This window comes from Candidatus Glassbacteria bacterium (assembly GCA_019456185.1).
Taxonomy (GTDB): Bacteria; Gemmatimonadota; Glassbacteria; order GWA2-58-10; family GWA2-58-10; genus JAJRTS01.
The window spans coordinates 115,857-130,954 of sequence record VRUH01000001.1; the positions used below are offsets into that span (position 1 = coordinate 115,857).

General features: G+C 57.6%; 17 protein-coding genes. 12 read left to right on the forward strand and 5 right to left on the reverse strand.

The features are described 5' to 3' along the window. Positions 1–10 precede the first annotated feature (10 nt). The 8 genes from flgC to FVQ81_00575 all read left to right on the forward strand — a co-directional run bounded on the left by flgC (position 11) and on the right by FVQ81_00575 (position 6,140). Entirely contained in the window at positions 11–502 is a 492-nt protein-coding gene (gene flgC, locus FVQ81_00540) for a flagellar basal body rod protein FlgC (GenBank protein MBW7995063.1), read from the forward strand. A gap of 49 nt (positions 503–551) precedes the next feature. Next, complete coding sequence (locus FVQ81_00545) at positions 552–872, forward strand: hypothetical protein (protein ID MBW7995064.1); 321 nt, start codon at positions 552–554, stop codon at positions 870–872. Positions 873–905: 33 nt separating this feature from the next. Continuing rightward, positions 906–1,250: a flagellar hook-basal body complex protein FliE gene (gene fliE, locus FVQ81_00550; protein ID MBW7995065.1), complete on the forward strand. Its 345-nt coding sequence runs from the start codon at positions 906–908 to the stop codon at positions 1,248–1,250. A 48-nt stretch (positions 1,251–1,298) separates the two neighbouring features. Beyond that, complete coding sequence (gene fliF, locus FVQ81_00555; protein MBW7995066.1) at positions 1,299–2,822, forward strand: flagellar M-ring protein FliF; 1,524 nt, start codon at positions 1,299–1,301, stop codon at positions 2,820–2,822. Positions 2,823–2,877: 55 nt separating this feature from the next. Then, the gene (locus tag FVQ81_00560) at positions 2,878–3,603 is read left to right on the forward strand and encodes a hypothetical protein (GenBank protein MBW7995067.1); all 726 of its coding nucleotides are present in this window, start codon (positions 2,878–2,880) and stop codon (positions 3,601–3,603) included. Further along, positions 3,575–5,035, forward strand: a complete 1,461-nt coding sequence (gene fliI, locus FVQ81_00565) for a flagellar protein export ATPase FliI (protein ID MBW7995068.1) — start codon at positions 3,575–3,577, stop codon at positions 5,033–5,035. Before FVQ81_00560 ends, fliI begins: the two co-directional genes overlap by 29 nt. 17 nt (positions 5,036–5,052) lie before the next feature. Continuing rightward, positions 5,053–5,502: a flagellar export protein FliJ gene (fliJ, locus tag FVQ81_00570; GenBank protein ID MBW7995069.1), complete on the forward strand. Its 450-nt coding sequence runs from the start codon at positions 5,053–5,055 to the stop codon at positions 5,500–5,502. Between the two features lie 101 nt (positions 5,503–5,603). Beyond that, entirely contained in the window at positions 5,604–6,140 is a 537-nt protein-coding gene (locus tag FVQ81_00575; protein MBW7995070.1) for a hypothetical protein, read from the forward strand. Positions 6,141–6,229: 89 nt separating this feature from the next. Here FVQ81_00575 and FVQ81_00580 read toward each other — a convergent pair whose 3' ends face one another. Continuing rightward, complete coding sequence (locus FVQ81_00580) at positions 6,230–6,571, reverse strand: transcriptional regulator (protein MBW7995071.1); 342 nt, start codon at positions 6,569–6,571, stop codon at positions 6,230–6,232. Between the two features lie 22 nt (positions 6,572–6,593). After that, complete coding sequence (locus tag FVQ81_00585) at positions 6,594–7,916, reverse strand: ammonium transporter (GenBank protein MBW7995072.1); 1,323 nt, start codon at positions 7,914–7,916, stop codon at positions 6,594–6,596. A 409-nt stretch (positions 7,917–8,325) separates the two neighbouring features. On the opposite strand from FVQ81_00585, the gene FVQ81_00590 reads away from it, so the two are divergent. From FVQ81_00590 to FVQ81_00605, 4 genes are all read left to right on the forward strand, one after another. After that, a complete protein-coding gene (locus tag FVQ81_00590) occupies positions 8,326–9,033 on the forward strand; it encodes a zinc metallopeptidase (protein ID MBW7995073.1) in 708 nt (235 codons plus the stop codon). Positions 9,034–9,220: 187 nt separating this feature from the next. Next, complete coding sequence (locus FVQ81_00595) at positions 9,221–10,192, forward strand: hypothetical protein (GenBank protein ID MBW7995074.1); 972 nt, start codon at positions 9,221–9,223, stop codon at positions 10,190–10,192. Positions 10,193–10,282: 90 nt separating this feature from the next. Next, positions 10,283–10,936, forward strand: a complete 654-nt coding sequence (locus FVQ81_00600; GenBank protein ID MBW7995075.1) for an O-methyltransferase — start codon at positions 10,283–10,285, stop codon at positions 10,934–10,936. Between the two features lie 6 nt (positions 10,937–10,942). Next, positions 10,943–11,758: a DUF2971 domain-containing protein gene (locus tag FVQ81_00605; GenBank protein MBW7995076.1), complete on the forward strand. Its 816-nt coding sequence runs from the start codon at positions 10,943–10,945 to the stop codon at positions 11,756–11,758. 51 nt (positions 11,759–11,809) lie between these two features. Here the strand turns inward: FVQ81_00605 and FVQ81_00610 are convergent, their stop codons facing one another. The 3 genes from FVQ81_00610 to FVQ81_00620 all read right to left on the reverse strand — a co-directional run bounded on the left by FVQ81_00610 (position 11,810) and on the right by FVQ81_00620 (position 15,073). Beyond that, a complete protein-coding gene (locus FVQ81_00610) occupies positions 11,810–12,529 on the reverse strand; it encodes an MOSC domain-containing protein (GenBank protein MBW7995077.1) in 720 nt (239 codons plus the stop codon). Further along, positions 12,502–13,932 carry a hypothetical protein gene (locus FVQ81_00615; protein MBW7995078.1) on the reverse strand — a complete coding sequence of 477 codons (1,431 nt, stop codon included), beginning with the start codon at positions 13,930–13,932 and terminating at the stop codon, positions 12,502–12,504. The genes FVQ81_00610 and FVQ81_00615 overlap by 28 nt, the downstream gene beginning before the upstream one ends. Positions 13,933–14,026: 94 nt before the next feature. Next, positions 14,027–15,073 carry a Gfo/Idh/MocA family oxidoreductase gene (locus FVQ81_00620; GenBank protein ID MBW7995079.1) on the reverse strand — a complete coding sequence of 349 codons (1,047 nt, stop codon included), beginning with the start codon at positions 15,071–15,073 and terminating at the stop codon, positions 14,027–14,029. Positions 15,074–15,098: the final 25 nt, after the last annotated feature.

Consider the following 15,098-nt stretch of genomic DNA (forward strand, 5'->3'; position numbering starts at 1 on the left):
GAGTAACTAGATGGCACTGGAACGGATCTTCAGCGGACTCAATATCAGCGCTACCGGCATGAGCCTGCAGCGCACCCGGATGAACACGATCGCCCAGAATATCGCCAATGCGGAAACCACCCGAACCGATCAGGGCGGACCTTACCGCCGCAAGTTCGTGGTTTCCCGCGAGGCCGAGCCAACCGTGTTTCCCAAATACGTCGAGAACGACATCCGCCTGCGGCAGACCTCGGCCAAGCACTACGAGGATGAGCCGATCCGCGACGAAACCCCGGTGCCAAGCGGTACCGAGGTCGTGGAAATCGTCGAGGACCTGGCGCCGCCCAGGCTGGTCTACGATCCCTCGCATCCCGACGCCAACGAGCAGGGCTATGTGGCCAAACCGAATATCAACACGGTTACCGAAATGGTGGACATGATCAGCGCCGCCCGCGCATACGAGGCCAACCTGACTGCGCTTAACGCTGCCAAGGATATGAACCGTAAGGCGCTGGAAATCTGACGGCTCCACTGGTATTAACCGGCGGACTGACAGGTGGGAGTAACCGCAAATGAGAGTTCTGCCCTATTTCAATAACATCCGTCCCGCACCGGCAGGCAACCGGCCCTCGCCGGTTATGGCGCCGGTCAGCGGGCAGGCTGATAACTCTCCGGCACAGCATGTTTCCCGCAGCCAGGCCCCCGGTGCCGATGTATTTATCCCGTCCAGTCCGGTGTCGGGAGTTGTCTATTCCTATCATGCGCCGAAAGCGGACAGGGACACACCGGACAGCGTGATTAAATCCGGCAACTATAGTTTCTACCAACTCAACGGCAGCAAGCAGAGCAATGAGCCGGGCGAGGTTGGCGGGAAGCTGGACCTTAAGGGTTGAGATTGACCGAACGCAAGCGAGGAGCTAGAGATAATGGCTGATTTCCGTATCCAGGCCAACCGGCCCGAACTGCAACAGATGTTCCGCCAGAGCGAGCAGATTGCCCCTCGGGTTAAGCAGCCGGATGAGCTTCGGGGGTTGGAGCAGAGCACCGGTGAAATTTCTTTTCGCGAGTCGATCCGGAATTTCGTCCATGACGTGGACAACATGCAGAAAGATGCGGCGGAGAAGACTCAGTTGTTCATGGCCGGCGAAATCAGCAACGTCCACGACGTGATGATAGCCGTTGAAAAAGCCAATACCAGTTTCCAGCTGCTGATGGAACTGCGCAACAAGATGCTCGATGCGTATCAGGAAATCAAGCGGATGTCCGTCTAATTGGAAGACGGATTTTTTCAATAAATACAGGCCAAAGGAAAGCTATCGATGAACGAATTTTTTCAGAATTTCCTGATACAGGCTCGCGAAGTCTGGGGCAAATTGAGCCCGAACCAGCGCTTTGCCATGGCGGGAGTGACTTTCCTTACTATCATCGGCATGATAGTTCTGCTGATCTGGGTCCAGCGCCCGAAGTACGAAGTGCTTTATTCCGGTCTTGGCGAAGAGGATGCGAATAATATCGTCATGGAACTGCAGGCCCGGCAGGTTCCATATAAGATGGGCCAGAACGGCACCACGATCCTGGTGCCCAGTACCGAAGTCCCCGAAACCAGGTTGGAGCTGGCGGGTAAAGGACTGCCCCGCGCCAGCGGCGTGGGCTACGAAATTTTCGATAAAGTGAATATCGGCGTTACTGATTTTGTGCAGAAGATAAACTACCGACGGGCGCTGGAAGGTGAACTGGTCCGCTCGATCGAGACCGTGCGCAGCGTGGACAAGGCTCGCGTGCACATCGTAATTCCCGAGGAGCGGCTGTTCAGTGAAGACCAGAATGTGCCGACGGCCAGCGTGATGCTCAAGCTCAAACCTACCGCCGAACTCAAAGAGATGCAGATCAGGGGCATCACCAACCTGGTGGCCAGTTCGATCGAGGGCCTGGAACCGGCCGCCATCACGATAATCGATTCCTACGGCAACATGCTTTCCTCTATCGAGTCGGTGGATCCGATGGTCAAGCTGACCGCACACCAGCTCGAACTCCGCCAGCGCATGGAAGACTACCTGACCAAAAAGATCCAGTCCCTGCTCAACAGCGTGCTGGGTAACGGCAATGCGGTGGTCCGCGTCTCGGCCGAGATCGATTTCAAGAAAATAGATCAGACGATCAAGACGTACGACCCCAACACGGTGGTCCGCGGCGAGCAGCGCGAGGAAACGGTGCAGTCAAACCAGACTGAGAACACCTCCCAAAGCCGTGAAAGCGCGATCACCAATTTTGAAATCAACGAAACGATGGAGCATGTGGTCTCCCAGGCCGGCAGTATCCGCCGGCTTACTGTCGCCGTGTTTGTCAATTATGTCCAGCAGATTACCCAGGACGCGAGCGGCAACGAAGTTGTCCAGCGTGTTCCGCGCGTCCAGAGCGATCTGGACAATATCACCTCGATAGTCCAGAACACGGTCGGCTACGACCAGCTGCGTAACGACCAGGTGATAATCAGCCAGTTCAATTTCGACACATCGCAGATCGACGAGCAGCGGCAGGCTTTGGAGCAGGCCGAACGCCGCGAATTCTGGTACGGCGTTTCCCAGAAACTCCTGCTGGTAATCTCGATCCTGATTTTCGTCCTGTTCGCCCGCTCGCTGCTGCGCTCGCTGAAAATTCTGCCGCCGAAGGAAGCGGCCGAGGAGGGTATCGAGACCGCCGTGCCGATCGAGGAGGAAATCAGCCTCGAGGCCCAGAAGCGGGCCCAGATCCAGGAGCAGGTAATGATCTTCGCCAAGGAAAAACCGGCCAATGTCGCCAAGCTGATCAAAACCTGGATGGTCGAAGATGAATCGAACGATTGATTGTCTCCATTGAGTGGATAATACGACAATTTCACGGTTCAGGCGGGTTCAGTGGATGGTTGTAATCAAGACTAAAACCCCGATCAGCAAGGTTTTCTGTAAAACCTCATCGAGCGATGCCGAGTTTATCAGCGGGATCGACGTGATGGAGCGGAAACCCGATCCGCTGGCCGGCGAAGAGGTTCAGCAAGCCCTCAGGCGGGAACTCGAGCAGGCTCGCAGCCAGTGGGAACAGGAAGCCGAACTGAAAACCGCTGAAGCTTACGAACGGGGCAGGGAGCAGGGATGCGAGGAGGCCGAAGGCGCAATCGAACAGCGCGCCGCCGAGCTTGCCAGCGTAATAAGTTCCCTGGCCCAGGCCCGCGAGAAACTGCTGGACGATACCGAGCAGGCGGTGCTTGAAATGTCCCTGGCAATCGCCAGGCGATTTATCGAACAGTCGGCCCTGCTGAGCGACGAGCTGATCCGTAATACTATTAAAGACGCTGTCAAGATGGTGACCGAAAAGGAAAAGGTCGTGATCAGGGTCAACCCGGACGACCTCGACGAGGTCCGCAGTCACCAGGACGATATTATTTTTATCGGCGACGGGATCGGCAGGCTGGAAGTACGCGGCGACAAGCAGATCGAGCGCGGCGGCTGCGTTATCGAAACCGAGGCCGGTAATATCGACGCCAGGATCGCCAGCCGCTTCGAGGAACTGGACAAGGCGATCAGGCAGGTTTACAACGACCGCAAGAGCGGGGGAGGCGATGAGCCTGGATCGGAAAAACAGGAATGAACCCTCGGAGCTGGCCGCGCCGTATCTCGAGGCGCTCCAGCACTGCGAGGATATCTCGCTCAACGGCAAGGTCAATCGCGTGGTCGGCCTGATTATCGAGTCGATTGGCCCCGATGTCTCGATGGGTCAGATCTGCCGTATCCGCAGCCGCGACGGCAGCCGGGAGGACAAGGCGGAGGTCGTGGGGTTCAAGGAAAACAAGGTTCTGCTGATGCCGCTGGGCGCCATGGAGGGAATCGCCCCGGGATGCGAGGTGGTTGCCGAACAGGGAAATTTCAACGTCGAAGTCGGCCCGGCCCTGCTGGGCCGCGTGCTCGACGGACTGGGCCAGCCTATCGATGGCCACGGGCCGCTGCACGCCCAGCAGCGCGTCAGCGCGTACCGTCAGCCGCCAAGCCCGATGGAGCGGGCCAGAATAACCGAGCCGATCGCGACCGGGATCAGGGCTATCGACGGGATGCTGACCTGCGGCAAGGGACAGCGTATCGGGATTTTCAGCGGCAGCGGTGTGGGCAAAAGCGTGATGATGGGTATGATCGCCCGCAACACCGAGGCCGATGTCAACGTGATCGGCCTGATTGGCGAGCGCGGGCGCGAGGTGCGGGACTTTATTGAGCGCGATCTGGGCGAGGAAGGCCTGAAACGCTCGGTGGTGATCGCGGCCACCAGCGACCAGCCAGCTCTGGTCAGGCTCAAGGGAGCTTTTATCGCCACGGCTATCGCCGAGTATTTCCGCGACCAGGGCATGGATGTCATGCTGCTGATGGATTCGGTGACCCGGATGGCGACGGCCCAGCGCGAAATTGGCCTGGCGGTCGGCGAGCCGCCGACAACCAAGGGCTATACCCCGTCGGTATTCGCCATGCTGCCCCGGCTGCTGGAGCGCTCGGGCAAACTGCAGCACGGCAGTATCACCGGTCTCTACACCGTACTGGTTGACCAGGACGACATGGACGAGCCAATCGCCGATGCCATGCGCTCGATCCTGGACGGACACGTGGTGCTCAGCCGCCGGCTGGCATCGATGAACCACTACCCGGCAATCGACGTGCTGGGCAGCGTGAGCAGAGTCATGATCGATGTAGTCAGTTCCGCTCACAGGCAGAAAGTCAATGAGCTGCTCGAGGTGCTGGCTACTCATCGCGAGGCCGAGGACCTGATTAATATCGGGGCCTATCAGGCCGGCACCAACCCGGCGATCGACAAAGCCATTCGTTCGATTGGGCCGATCACCAAGTTCCTGCGTCAGGATATCGACGAGCATACGAGTTTCGACCAGACTCTCGTACGTCTGGAGTCACTGCACACCGAAGTGGAGGGAACGCCGCCGGGAGCGGCACAGCAGGGCCGGCAGCAGGCGGCTCAAGCTGCCGCACAAATGCCGCAGGCCGAAGGCGGCATGCTCGAAACAGGAAAGCGGCAAGCACGGTGAGACGTGGGAACAGGTGAATGAAACAGTTCGAGTTCAGGCTGCAGAAAGTGATGGAAACCACCCGCACCAGGGAAGAATTGCAGAAAAGGGAACTGGCGGTGGCGCTGGCCGAACTCGACAGGAACGAGCGGCTGCTGGAGGAAATGATAGACTGCCTGACCGAGGAACTGGAGCAGTTTTCTGGCCGGCGGAATTCCGGCTCGATTAAGGTCAGCGCCCTGGTTCAGTGCGCCACCTATACGGATAAGGTGCTGGACGATATCCACCGCCAGCGGGACGACATCGAAAAAGTGGTGAAACTGGTGGAGCGGAACAGGGAAAAACTGCTCGAGATTACCAAGGACAAGAAAATACTGGAAAAGCTCAAGGAAAAAAGATACAAGGAGTATCGCCGGAAACTGCGCCAGGTGGAGCAGAAATTCATGGATGAGTTGAGCGCGCGGAATTTCCACAACGGCGATGAGTAATACAGGATCCCCCGTTGCGGAACAGTCCCGCCAGGCTTAAGTATAATAAGCATGGAAGGTAAGATGAAACGAGCATTCAGAATCAACGGAGATGACCAGCCATGACCAAGTTACTGCAGTTCATGGGCGGTTTTATTCTGTCGTTCCTGCTGATAATCGGACTGTTTACCGGTATCATCTGGTATACCAAGGAATACAGCGAGCCGCCCCTGCCCCCGGTGAACATGGACAGCCTGCTGGCAGCGGGCGTGGTGCCCGACAGCCTGAATGTCTATGACAAGGAGCGCTACCAGCTCGAACAGCAGCGCGTGCAGTTGATGGCCGAGGAGGAAGCCCAGCAGAGGCGAAAGTCCGAGCTGGAGCAGCAGAAGCTGCAGCTCGAAGAGCTTCAGCGGCAGTTGAGTTCCGCCAGCGCCGAGGAAGACTCGATCATGAACATCCAGTACACCGAGATGGCCAAGCTGTTCGAGAGTATGAAACCGGTCGACGCGGGTGCGGTGATGAACAGCCTGCCCGATTTCTCGGCGGCCAAAATCCTGACCAGGATGAGCAAGCGCCAGGCCGGCCGGCTGATGAATTCCATGGACACCAATAAGCTGGCCAAAGTGAGTCAGTTGATCACCCTGATCAAGGACTGATCGGGCGGAGACTGCTGGGGAGGAAAACGTAAAAAGGGGATAACCTCTGCCTGAGGCTATCCCCTTTTGTTCGGCTGTTTCCCGGCTGGTTAACCGATGGCGTCGTGGCCCTCCTCGCCGGTGCGTATCCTGACACAGCGCTCCAGCGGCTGCACGAAGATCTTCCCGTCGCCGATTTTCCCGGTCCTCGCCCCCTGGATAATCGCCTCCACAGTGGCGTCGACAAAGTCCTCGTTGACCGCGATTTCCAGCCTGATTTTCTTCAGCAGATTTACCTCGTGGATCACTCCGCGGTAAGTTTCGGTGAAACCTTTCTGCTGGCCGCAGCCGATCACGTTGCTCACGGTCATCTTGTGTACGTCGTGCTCGAACAGCGCTTTCTTCACGTCCGGAAGTTTTTCCGGCTGAATCAATGCAATTATCAGTTTCATCTCTCATCTGCTCCCGGTTTATCTAGTCGGTGAGGAAGATCTGGAAGCCGGCGTAGCTTTCCATCCCGTGCTCACCGATATCCAGTCCCCGAATTTCCTCCTGCTGGCTGACCCGCAGCCCCACCGTGGCGGCCAGCAGCTTGAAAATGATATACATGCTGACCAGCGTAAACAGGATTACGGTGAGACTGCCGAGCGCCTGTACGCCCACGAGCTTGAACCCGCCCCCGAAAAACAAACCGTCGCTTTCGTGGAACAGCCCCAGGGCGACAGTTCCCCACGCGCCGCACATGCCGTGCACCGGGATCGCTCCCACCGGGTCGTCAACGTGAATCCTGTCCAGAAAACTGACGCCGAAAGTGACCACCGGCGCGGCCAGGAATCCGATCAGCACGCTGGAGGCCGGGCTGACCACGGCGCAGGGTGCGGTAATTGCCACCAGTCCCGCCAGGGCGCCGTTGATCGACATGCTGAGGTCTGGTTTGCCGTAGCGCCACCACACCAGCAGGGTCGTGGCCACGCAGCCGGCCGAGGCGGACAGGTTGGTGTTGACCGCCACCTTGGCGATCAGATGGGCGTCCATCCCGCTCAGGCTGCTGCCCGGGTTGAACCCGAACCAGCCGAACCAGAGGATCAGGCAGCCCAGCGCGGCCAGCGGGATATTGTGGCCCGGAATCACGTTGGCGCTGCCGTCGGGATTGTACTTGCCCAGCCGAGGGCCGAGCACGATCGCCCCGGCCATCGCCGCGAAACCGCCGACCGAGTGGACCACCGTGCTGCCGGCGAAATCCTGGAAGCCCAGCTCACTGAGCCAGCCTCCGCCCCAGATCCAGTGGCCCACGATCGGATAGATCAGGGCGCTGATGATAAAACTGTAGATCATGTAAGTTTTGAACTTGGTCCGCTCGGCCATCGCACCGGCCACGATTGTCGCCGCGGCCGCGGTGAACACCGCCTGGAACAACCAGAAAGCATAAGTCGGCACGCCGGCGGTCTCCGCGGGCGATCCGATCAGGAAGAACTGGTCGGTTCCCAGCAGGCCGTTGCCTGCCCCGTACATCAAGCCGAACCCCACCATCCAGTAAGCCAGCGAGGCCATCGAGAAGTCCATCATGTTTTTCGTCAGGATATTGGCGGCGTTCTTGGCCCGGGTAAACCCGGCCTCCAGCATGCCGAAGCCGGCCTGCATGAAGAATACCAGGAATGCGGCCACCAGCACCCAAACCGTATTGATTCCCCTGACCAGTTCCGCGACAGTCGGACCGTTGTCCGCCGCGTACACTAATCCCGGGCCCGCGAACAGCAGCCAGGAAGCGGCCAGCGCCACCGGACGGATTCTACTCATCAAACCTCCCTGAAGCTGAAGATTAGGTTGTGGGGGACTCCAGTAGTGTTTCAGGCAAAAATCTAACGGGGGTCTATTACGTAGCTGTTAACCGGAAGTTAAATTTTGTTTAAATCCGTGTTTCGTTATTGTTACGAGGGGCGATAAAGCTCCATAAAGTATCCGGCCTCTTTAGCGGAGATTGCGCCCGTTATCTGCCCGGATGGCAGAATGCAACAGGATTTAACTGAGTACGGCAGTGTTAACTTGTTTAAATAAAATTACTTATGTATTTCCGGTGCTGCGGGTACGCATGTTGCTATTTTAGGAACCGCGATTTACTTTAAGGGTAGATTTCAGTACGAACCGACCATGAAACGACGCCCTGCCAGAGAGCTGGGGAGAATGACATTTTCCAACGAAGGTTGAGATGGGATTTATTTATGGACTGGACCCCCTGTACTGGTTGCTGATCGGACCGACCATGGTCCTGGCTATCTGGGCCCAGATTAAAGTGAAATCCACGTTCAGCAAGTTCAGCAAGCGGCCCACCGGCAACAGGATGACCGGCGCCCAGGCCGCCGAGGCTGTTTTGCGCTACGCGGGGATCGGTGATGTCAAGATCGAGCAGGTGGGCGGCATGCTCAGCGACCACTACGATCCCAGGAACAAGACCCTGCGCTTGAGCCCCGACGTGTACGGCAGTTACAGTATCGCCGCCGCCGGAGTTGCGGCCCACGAAGCCGGTCATGCCATTCAGCATGCCAGGGGTTATGCCCCGCTCAAGCTGCGCTCGACCCTGGTTCCGGTCGCGCGTTTCGGCTCGTGGCTGGCCTGGCCGATGATTATTTTCGGGATGCTGTTGCAGTCGTTGCAGTTGATGCAGCTGGGTATCCTCGCTTTCAGCGCCCTGGTCGCCTTTCAGCTGGTTACCCTGCCGGTTGAGTTCAACGCCAGCAGCCGGGCCAAGGCCGTCCTGGTCAAGGCCGGCGTGCTGGGCAGCCGGGAGGAGAGCGAGGGGGTCAACAAGGTGCTGAACGCCGCGGCGATGACCTACGTGGCCGCCACGGTGACGGCTGTTGCTCAGTTGCTGTATTTCCTGGTCCGCTCCGGTTTGCTCGGCGGCCGGGACGATTAACCCGGACTGCGAAAGATCGATTGGGCGATGCTTTAGTGCGGGAGCGGCCCTGGCGCCCTTGAACGCTTAGATAGCGGTTGAACAGAAATCGCGATTGGTTTTTCAGGCAGACAACTTTCCGCTAAGAAAACAGATTGCCTCGCGGCTCTGCCGCGGGATAATTCATTGCAGGCAGGGAGTCCGGGAGATGAAGCATGCCGCAGCAGTGACACTCGCCATCGCTCTAACCGCCGGACTGTGGGCGCAGGAAGAGGCGTCCCGCCAGTCCCATGTATCGATTACCGCCGGTGACTTGGAAGTGGTGATCGCCGATAACGCCGAGTACGAGGGACACCGCGCCTGGTACAACGGGGTGGCGTATCTCTCGCACAAGGCGCAGCCCGGCAACCATTTCTGGCGGCGTGTGGCCGGGATGAATTTCGAGCATATCTGGGACGGGGAAAAATGGTGGGAACCTGCCGAGGTCCTGTTCGAGCCGCGGTCCTCGGAGGTCGTGCTCCACCAGCTCAACGAAACCAGCGTACAGCTCCATATGCCGCCCAGCAATCTCCACTGGCTGGAAAGCTGGACAACCTATACAGTCGCCGCCCCGCACTACATCGACATGGACTTTTTCTGCATACCGCGCAGGGACACTTTCGACCGGGGTTATATCGGCCTGTTCTGGGCCAGTTATATCAACACCACCGACGAGGATGAGAAGACGATTTACTATATCGGCTCCCACAAGGACAGCCGCAAGCGTCAATGGGTAAGCTGGAAAACCGCGGCCCACTCAACCAACGGCACCGTGCGCTACCAGGAAGATATCCGCGATATCTCGTTCAACCCCGAGCACAGACGGATGCTCTACACAACGTTCGCCGACAGCGCCTACGCCTATCCGTTCTACTATGGACGCCGTGGTGAAATGGTGCATATTATCATGTTCGAATCAGCGCCCGGTGCGATCCGTTTTTCCCATTCGCCGACCAGCGGAGCACCCGTGCGCCCCGGCACAAATCCGGCCTGGGACTGGCAGTATATCATCCACGACTACGAAGTGGGCCACAGCTACGGCTACACCGCGCGGCTGGTCTATAAACCGTGGGTCGGCCGGCAGGACGTGATCGATGAGTACGAAAGCTGGTCCGGCCGCAAAGTGACACTGACGGATTGAGTCTGACCTTGCGTAACTTTACACACCCCGTCCGCATTCGCGGACACCCCTCTCGAGAGGGGAATTTCCAGATAGACGAGAGGATATCCCATGAAAGCGATCCTGATATTCCTGCTGGCCGCCGTGATGATTCCGCTGGGATTCGCATCGCTCCGCGCCCAGGTGCCCGTGTTCACCGACAGCGAACTGGAACAGCCCGTCTACCGCCTGCTGAGCGAACTTCACGGCTGGGGCCGCGAGAACCGGATGCTCAATGTGCCGCCCCAGGACGGCCGTCTGCTGAAGATGCTGGTGCGGATGAACGGGATCAAAAACGCCCTGGAAGTCGGCACCTCCAACGGGCTGAGCGCAATCTGGATCGCCCTGGGCCTGCGCGAGACCGGCGGGAAATTGACAACCCTCGAGATTGACCCGAACAAGGTCAAGCTGGCGGGGGAGAACTTTGCCAAGGCGGGGGTGAGCGAGCTGATCACGATAGTCGAGGGCGATGCGCTGGCGGAGCTGCCCAAGCTGACCGGTGAGTTCGACCTGGTGTTCCTCGATGCGGCCAAGGGGCAGTACAAGGGGTATCTCGACGCTGTCTGGGACAGGATTCCGTCAGGTGGGATAATCGTGGCCCACAACGCGATCCAGATGGCCGACGCGATGAGGGATTACCTGGATTTTGTGCAGAACCACCCGGAACTGCAAACCGTGATGCTCAACACCAGCGGGGACGGGGTGGCGCTGAGTTACAGGAAGTGAGGGAGTATGGTTGAGGATAAATATTGGAAGGGGTTTTTGGAAAGAAACAAAAACAATAGAGTTTTATTTAAATATGGTCACCTTGCAGAACCTGACGGTAGTGTGAAATGTGGGAGGCTGAAACAATTTTGTGCAATGTTTTTGAAAAATAAATTGTATTTTAGTGATCCATCGAAATTCAATGATCCGTTTGAGTTCAAACCAAGGTTAATAATCAATGATTACGAAAAAGCACGAAAAAAATTAGAAGCGACAATAATAAAAGATGGATGTCCTGCAGATGAAGCAAAACGTATAAGTTTAGATCGTTCTTCTGATCCACGATTTGAAGCGATGATGGGAGATGCCTATCGAAAGCACATTATTAAAAGTGGTGTGTTTTGCTTAACCCCCAAATGGGATAACCAACTCATGTGGGCGCATTATGCCGATGGTCACAGAGGATATTGTCTTGTTTTTGTATTCAAGAAGGATTCACAAGAAATTAATAAGCTCAAAAAAGTTGAATACCCAGATGAGTACCCTGAATTCGTTGTTGAGGATGAAGACTATGAAAATAGTGGCAATAAATCATGCTTATCTAAATCAAAGTGCTGGAAATATGAAGAAGAGTACAGATTACTGAGCCCGTATGAAGGTTATTTGGATTCACCAACAAACGCTTTAGAGGGAATAATATTTGGATGTAAAATGAAGAACGAAATAAAAGATATGATAGTAAAATTGAATAACAAGCGTGACCGTCAGTTGAGGCTAAATGAGACCTATCTGGACCCTAAGGAATATGCCATAAGAATCAGGGATTATAATTTTCAGAGGTAGTGGTGTAATTTGAATTGTGTTTAACACCTGTTGTTCTAAAACGAAATCATATTACGTTGATCCAAGCAACTTTTTCCGCCAGCTGCTGCAGACCAGCGGATGTTCCGCGGCGCGCGCGGCAGTTTCCGGGTCGCGCGCCTCAGAGTAAACCAGCTCCCACAGCCGCCTGATACTTATCCCGCACTTGCCGCGTTCTAGCAGGATTATCTCATCGCCGGCGCCAACCTCGCCTTCCTGTTCCACCCGCATGTAAAAGCCCAGCCGGCCCTCGGCGCGGAAGCGTTCGGGGAACGCGGGATCGCCCAGCTTATGGCCGAGCTTGAAACAGGGCAGCCGCGGGTCGGTCACCTGCACCATCGCCCCGCCGAGGCGGTAAATGTCGCCGATAATAACCGATTCCTCGCTCAGGCCCATCACGCTAAAATTTTCACCGAATTTGCCCGGCCCCAGATCATCGCGGCCGAGTTTTTCTGCCCAGAAGGCATAGTGCTCCCAGGGATAGGCGTAGGCGGCCTTTAGCTCGCCGCCGTGGTTGTCCGGGTCGGCCTGACCATCGCCCTCCAGGTTGTGGCGGCGCAGTCTCACGCGGCCCTCTGTCGGCTTCTTGTAAATACCGGTCATCACCGGCTTACCGGCGATAATCACCTCGCGGGGCATGCCCACGCAGACAGCCAGCAGTTTTGTCTCGCGCTTTTCCGGATATGTCATCTCTGCTTTGCATTTAAAGGAAAAGGTTATCGCGTTCAATCCACTTTCTCGAACAGGGTCCATTCCTGCGAGGGCCGGTCGTCCATGAACCCTTTCAGCCACTCGTACTGCGGGTGCTGTTCCAGGAACGTATCGGCGAAAAACGGCTTACCGCAGGAGGCACCCCAGCGGGCCCAGATGCGAAGGTCTTTGGCCATCTCGCTGTCCACCACCTTGGCGTCGATTGCGCCCGAGGGATAAAACGGCGTGCCGGTGGTGGGGTTGGTGATCCCGTCGGCAAGCTCCCCGTGGCCGCAGATACTTCTCGGCCCGGGGTTTTCGCGGCCCAGCCAGGAGTCGTAGTGGTCGGCCAGCATGATCCTGGCGGTTTCGACATCGATCCTGCCCCCGTAACGTTCGAGCAGGAGCTGCCAGGCCACCTTGCGGGCGACAGCGCTGGTGCGGATGTCGCTGAAATTGGTCTTGGTCTCGTTCATCATCAGCTCGCGGTCGCTGGCGATATTGGAGCCGTGGAACACGCCGTCGCGCTTTTTCTCCCAGGAGTGGTACTCGGTGCCCAGCTCCAGCCGGGCGATCTCGCCGCTGCGGATATCACCCAGCAGCCAGCTGTTTGCATACCCGCCGGTATTGCCATCGAGCATGATATCCTTCCACTCCTCCAGCGACCCGGCGTACTGCATCGCCATGCGCACGCGGGCGAACTCGGGGATTCCGGTGGTGTCGTAGACTTCCTTGTAAGAGCCGATAGTGGTTTCGGTGCCGATCAGGCCGCTGGCGCAGACGAAAAAGTCGCTGCCGGAGTGGATGAACCCGGCGCTGGTGTGCATCATCATCCGGTGGCCGGCCTCCGGCTCGATATCGGCGATAACGTTGCGGAACGAGGCGAAACTGTAGTTGGTCCAGGTGTTGTGGCCCATCACGATCCGGCCATCGACCGTGGCGCCGCCGGTGGCGATAAACGCGCTGCAGCCGTCGTGCTTGTCGTCCCCGGGAATCCGCGCGGCGAGGTCTTTTTCGGCCCAGGGCCACCAGTACCAGAGCAACTCGTGGATCGAGTTGTGGACCAGCAGGTCCTCGAACGGGATAGTGTCCGCGCCGGCGGCGGCCAGCCCGGCGGCCATGCCCTCCAACTCCCGTCTGATCTCATCGGGCAGTCTGGCATCCCACATCCGCACGGCCTGCTCGCGGAAGTAATCGAAATCCTTCGGCGTCTGCCAGTAGAACAGGTTGCGCTCTATCCCGATCCCCTTGACAATTTCCGGAGCGAGCAAATAGCCCTGCTGAAACCCGCGCTCATAAGGCCCGCCCTCGGTGTGGAGAAATATCCAGCCCGCCCGCTCGGCCCGCATCCCCCTCTCGGCCATGCGCTGCTGTTCGGCGGTCAGCCCGCCCGCTGCCGATGAGGCTTGCAGGATTACACAGAAGACAGCCGGAATCAAAAGCGCCGTTACGTACCTGCTGGTCATTAATCTCTCCAAGCTCGGTTTCAGTGAGAATAAAGCCCTCCGCAGCTAAGATACCACGGAGGGCTCTGATTTTTCCAGTCCTGAATCAAGCGAGTCAGAATTCGCCCTTGACCACTTTGCCGGTCTCGGCGCTCTCGTAGGCGGCCAGGCAGATTTCGACCGCGGCCAGGCCGTCCTCGCCGCGGACACCGAACTTGGGCTCTTCGTTTTTGCGCACGCAGTCGATAAAGTAGCGCAACTGCTCCACGTAACCCAGGTTGGCGAACTCATCGACCGCCGGCCAGGTCCAGTGCTTGGTGGTGTCGGTTTTCTCGATAGCGTATTCAAAGCCGGAGCGGCTATAGGCCTGGATCGGGCTGGAGAAGGTCAGGTCGATATTCAGCCGGCCCTCGGAGCCGTAGATCTCCACCTTGTCGTCCATCCCGCCGACCGTGATATAGTTGCCCTCGCAGAACGCATAGCGGCCGGACTCGAACTTGAGCATGCAGGCCCCCCAGTCCTCGCCGGTATACGATTTATGGTAGAAATTTTTGTCCTCGCCGCCGGTTACCCAGCCGTTGACCTCGACCACTTTCTCGCCGAACAGGTAGCGGACGAATCCGATCGGGTGGACAGCCAGGTGGAACAGCGAGCCGCCGCCGCAGTATTTTTTCTGCTGGGCAAACGGGCTATGACTGCCGTTGTGGACCTCCTTGGCCTTGATCCAAAGCATTTCGCCGACCGCGCCTTCATTGATCAACTCTATCGCCCGCACCAGCGCCGGGGCGAAAACCCAGTCCTCGGCGTACATCAGCAGTACGCCCTGTTTCCTGCAGGACTCGACCATCTCGCGCGCATGTTCAACCGTGGTGGCCAGGGGTTTCTCGCAGATGACGTGCTTGTTGTTGGCCGCAGCCTCCATCACCACTTCATAATGCAGGAAATTCGGTACGCAGACATCGATCACATCGATATCATCGCGGCGGCAGAGATCCTTGTAGTCGGTCGTAGACTCGGGGACGTTCCACTTTTCGCAGTATTCATCGAGCCCATCCAGCGCTGCCACGGCCACGATGTCGGCATACGGGTTGCGCGCGTGGCTGTCCGCGTGGAAATCAGCGGCGAATTTACTGCCGACCATCCCGATACGTACCTTGTCCATCAACTAGCTCCTTTCGACAATAACA

Coding starts and splice junctions, on each gene's coding strand:
- flgC (MBW7995063.1), top strand. CDS start 11: ATGGCACTGGAACGGATCTTCAGCGGACTCAATATCAGCGCTACCGGC.
- FVQ81_00545 (MBW7995064.1), top strand. CDS start 552: ATGAGAGTTCTGCCCTATTTCAATAACATCCGTCCCGCACCGGCAGGC.
- fliE (MBW7995065.1), top strand. CDS start 906: ATGGCTGATTTCCGTATCCAGGCCAACCGGCCCGAACTGCAACAGATG.
- fliF (MBW7995066.1), top strand. CDS start 1,299: ATGAACGAATTTTTTCAGAATTTCCTGATACAGGCTCGCGAAGTCTGG.
- FVQ81_00560 (MBW7995067.1), top strand. CDS start 2,878: ATGGTTGTAATCAAGACTAAAACCCCGATCAGCAAGGTTTTCTGTAAA.
- fliI (MBW7995068.1), top strand. CDS start 3,575: ATGAGCCTGGATCGGAAAAACAGGAATGAACCCTCGGAGCTGGCCGCG.
- fliJ (MBW7995069.1), top strand. CDS start 5,053: ATGAAACAGTTCGAGTTCAGGCTGCAGAAAGTGATGGAAACCACCCGC.
- FVQ81_00575 (MBW7995070.1), top strand. CDS start 5,604: ATGACCAAGTTACTGCAGTTCATGGGCGGTTTTATTCTGTCGTTCCTG.
- FVQ81_00580 (MBW7995071.1), bottom strand. CDS start 6,571: ATGAAACTGATAATTGCATTGATTCAGCCGGAAAAACTTCCGGACGTG.
- FVQ81_00585 (MBW7995072.1), bottom strand. CDS start 7,916: ATGAGTAGAATCCGTCCGGTGGCGCTGGCCGCTTCCTGGCTGCTGTTC.
- FVQ81_00590 (MBW7995073.1), top strand. CDS start 8,326: ATGGGATTTATTTATGGACTGGACCCCCTGTACTGGTTGCTGATCGGA.
- FVQ81_00595 (MBW7995074.1), top strand. CDS start 9,221: ATGAAGCATGCCGCAGCAGTGACACTCGCCATCGCTCTAACCGCCGGA.
- FVQ81_00600 (MBW7995075.1), top strand. CDS start 10,283: ATGAAAGCGATCCTGATATTCCTGCTGGCCGCCGTGATGATTCCGCTG.
- FVQ81_00605 (MBW7995076.1), top strand. CDS start 10,943: ATGGTTGAGGATAAATATTGGAAGGGGTTTTTGGAAAGAAACAAAAAC.
- FVQ81_00610 (MBW7995077.1), bottom strand. CDS start 12,529: ATGGACCCTGTTCGAGAAAGTGGATTGAACGCGATAACCTTTTCCTTT.
- FVQ81_00615 (MBW7995078.1), bottom strand. CDS start 13,932: ATGACCAGCAGGTACGTAACGGCGCTTTTGATTCCGGCTGTCTTCTGT.
- FVQ81_00620 (MBW7995079.1), bottom strand. CDS start 15,073: ATGGACAAGGTACGTATCGGGATGGTCGGCAGTAAATTCGCCGCTGAT.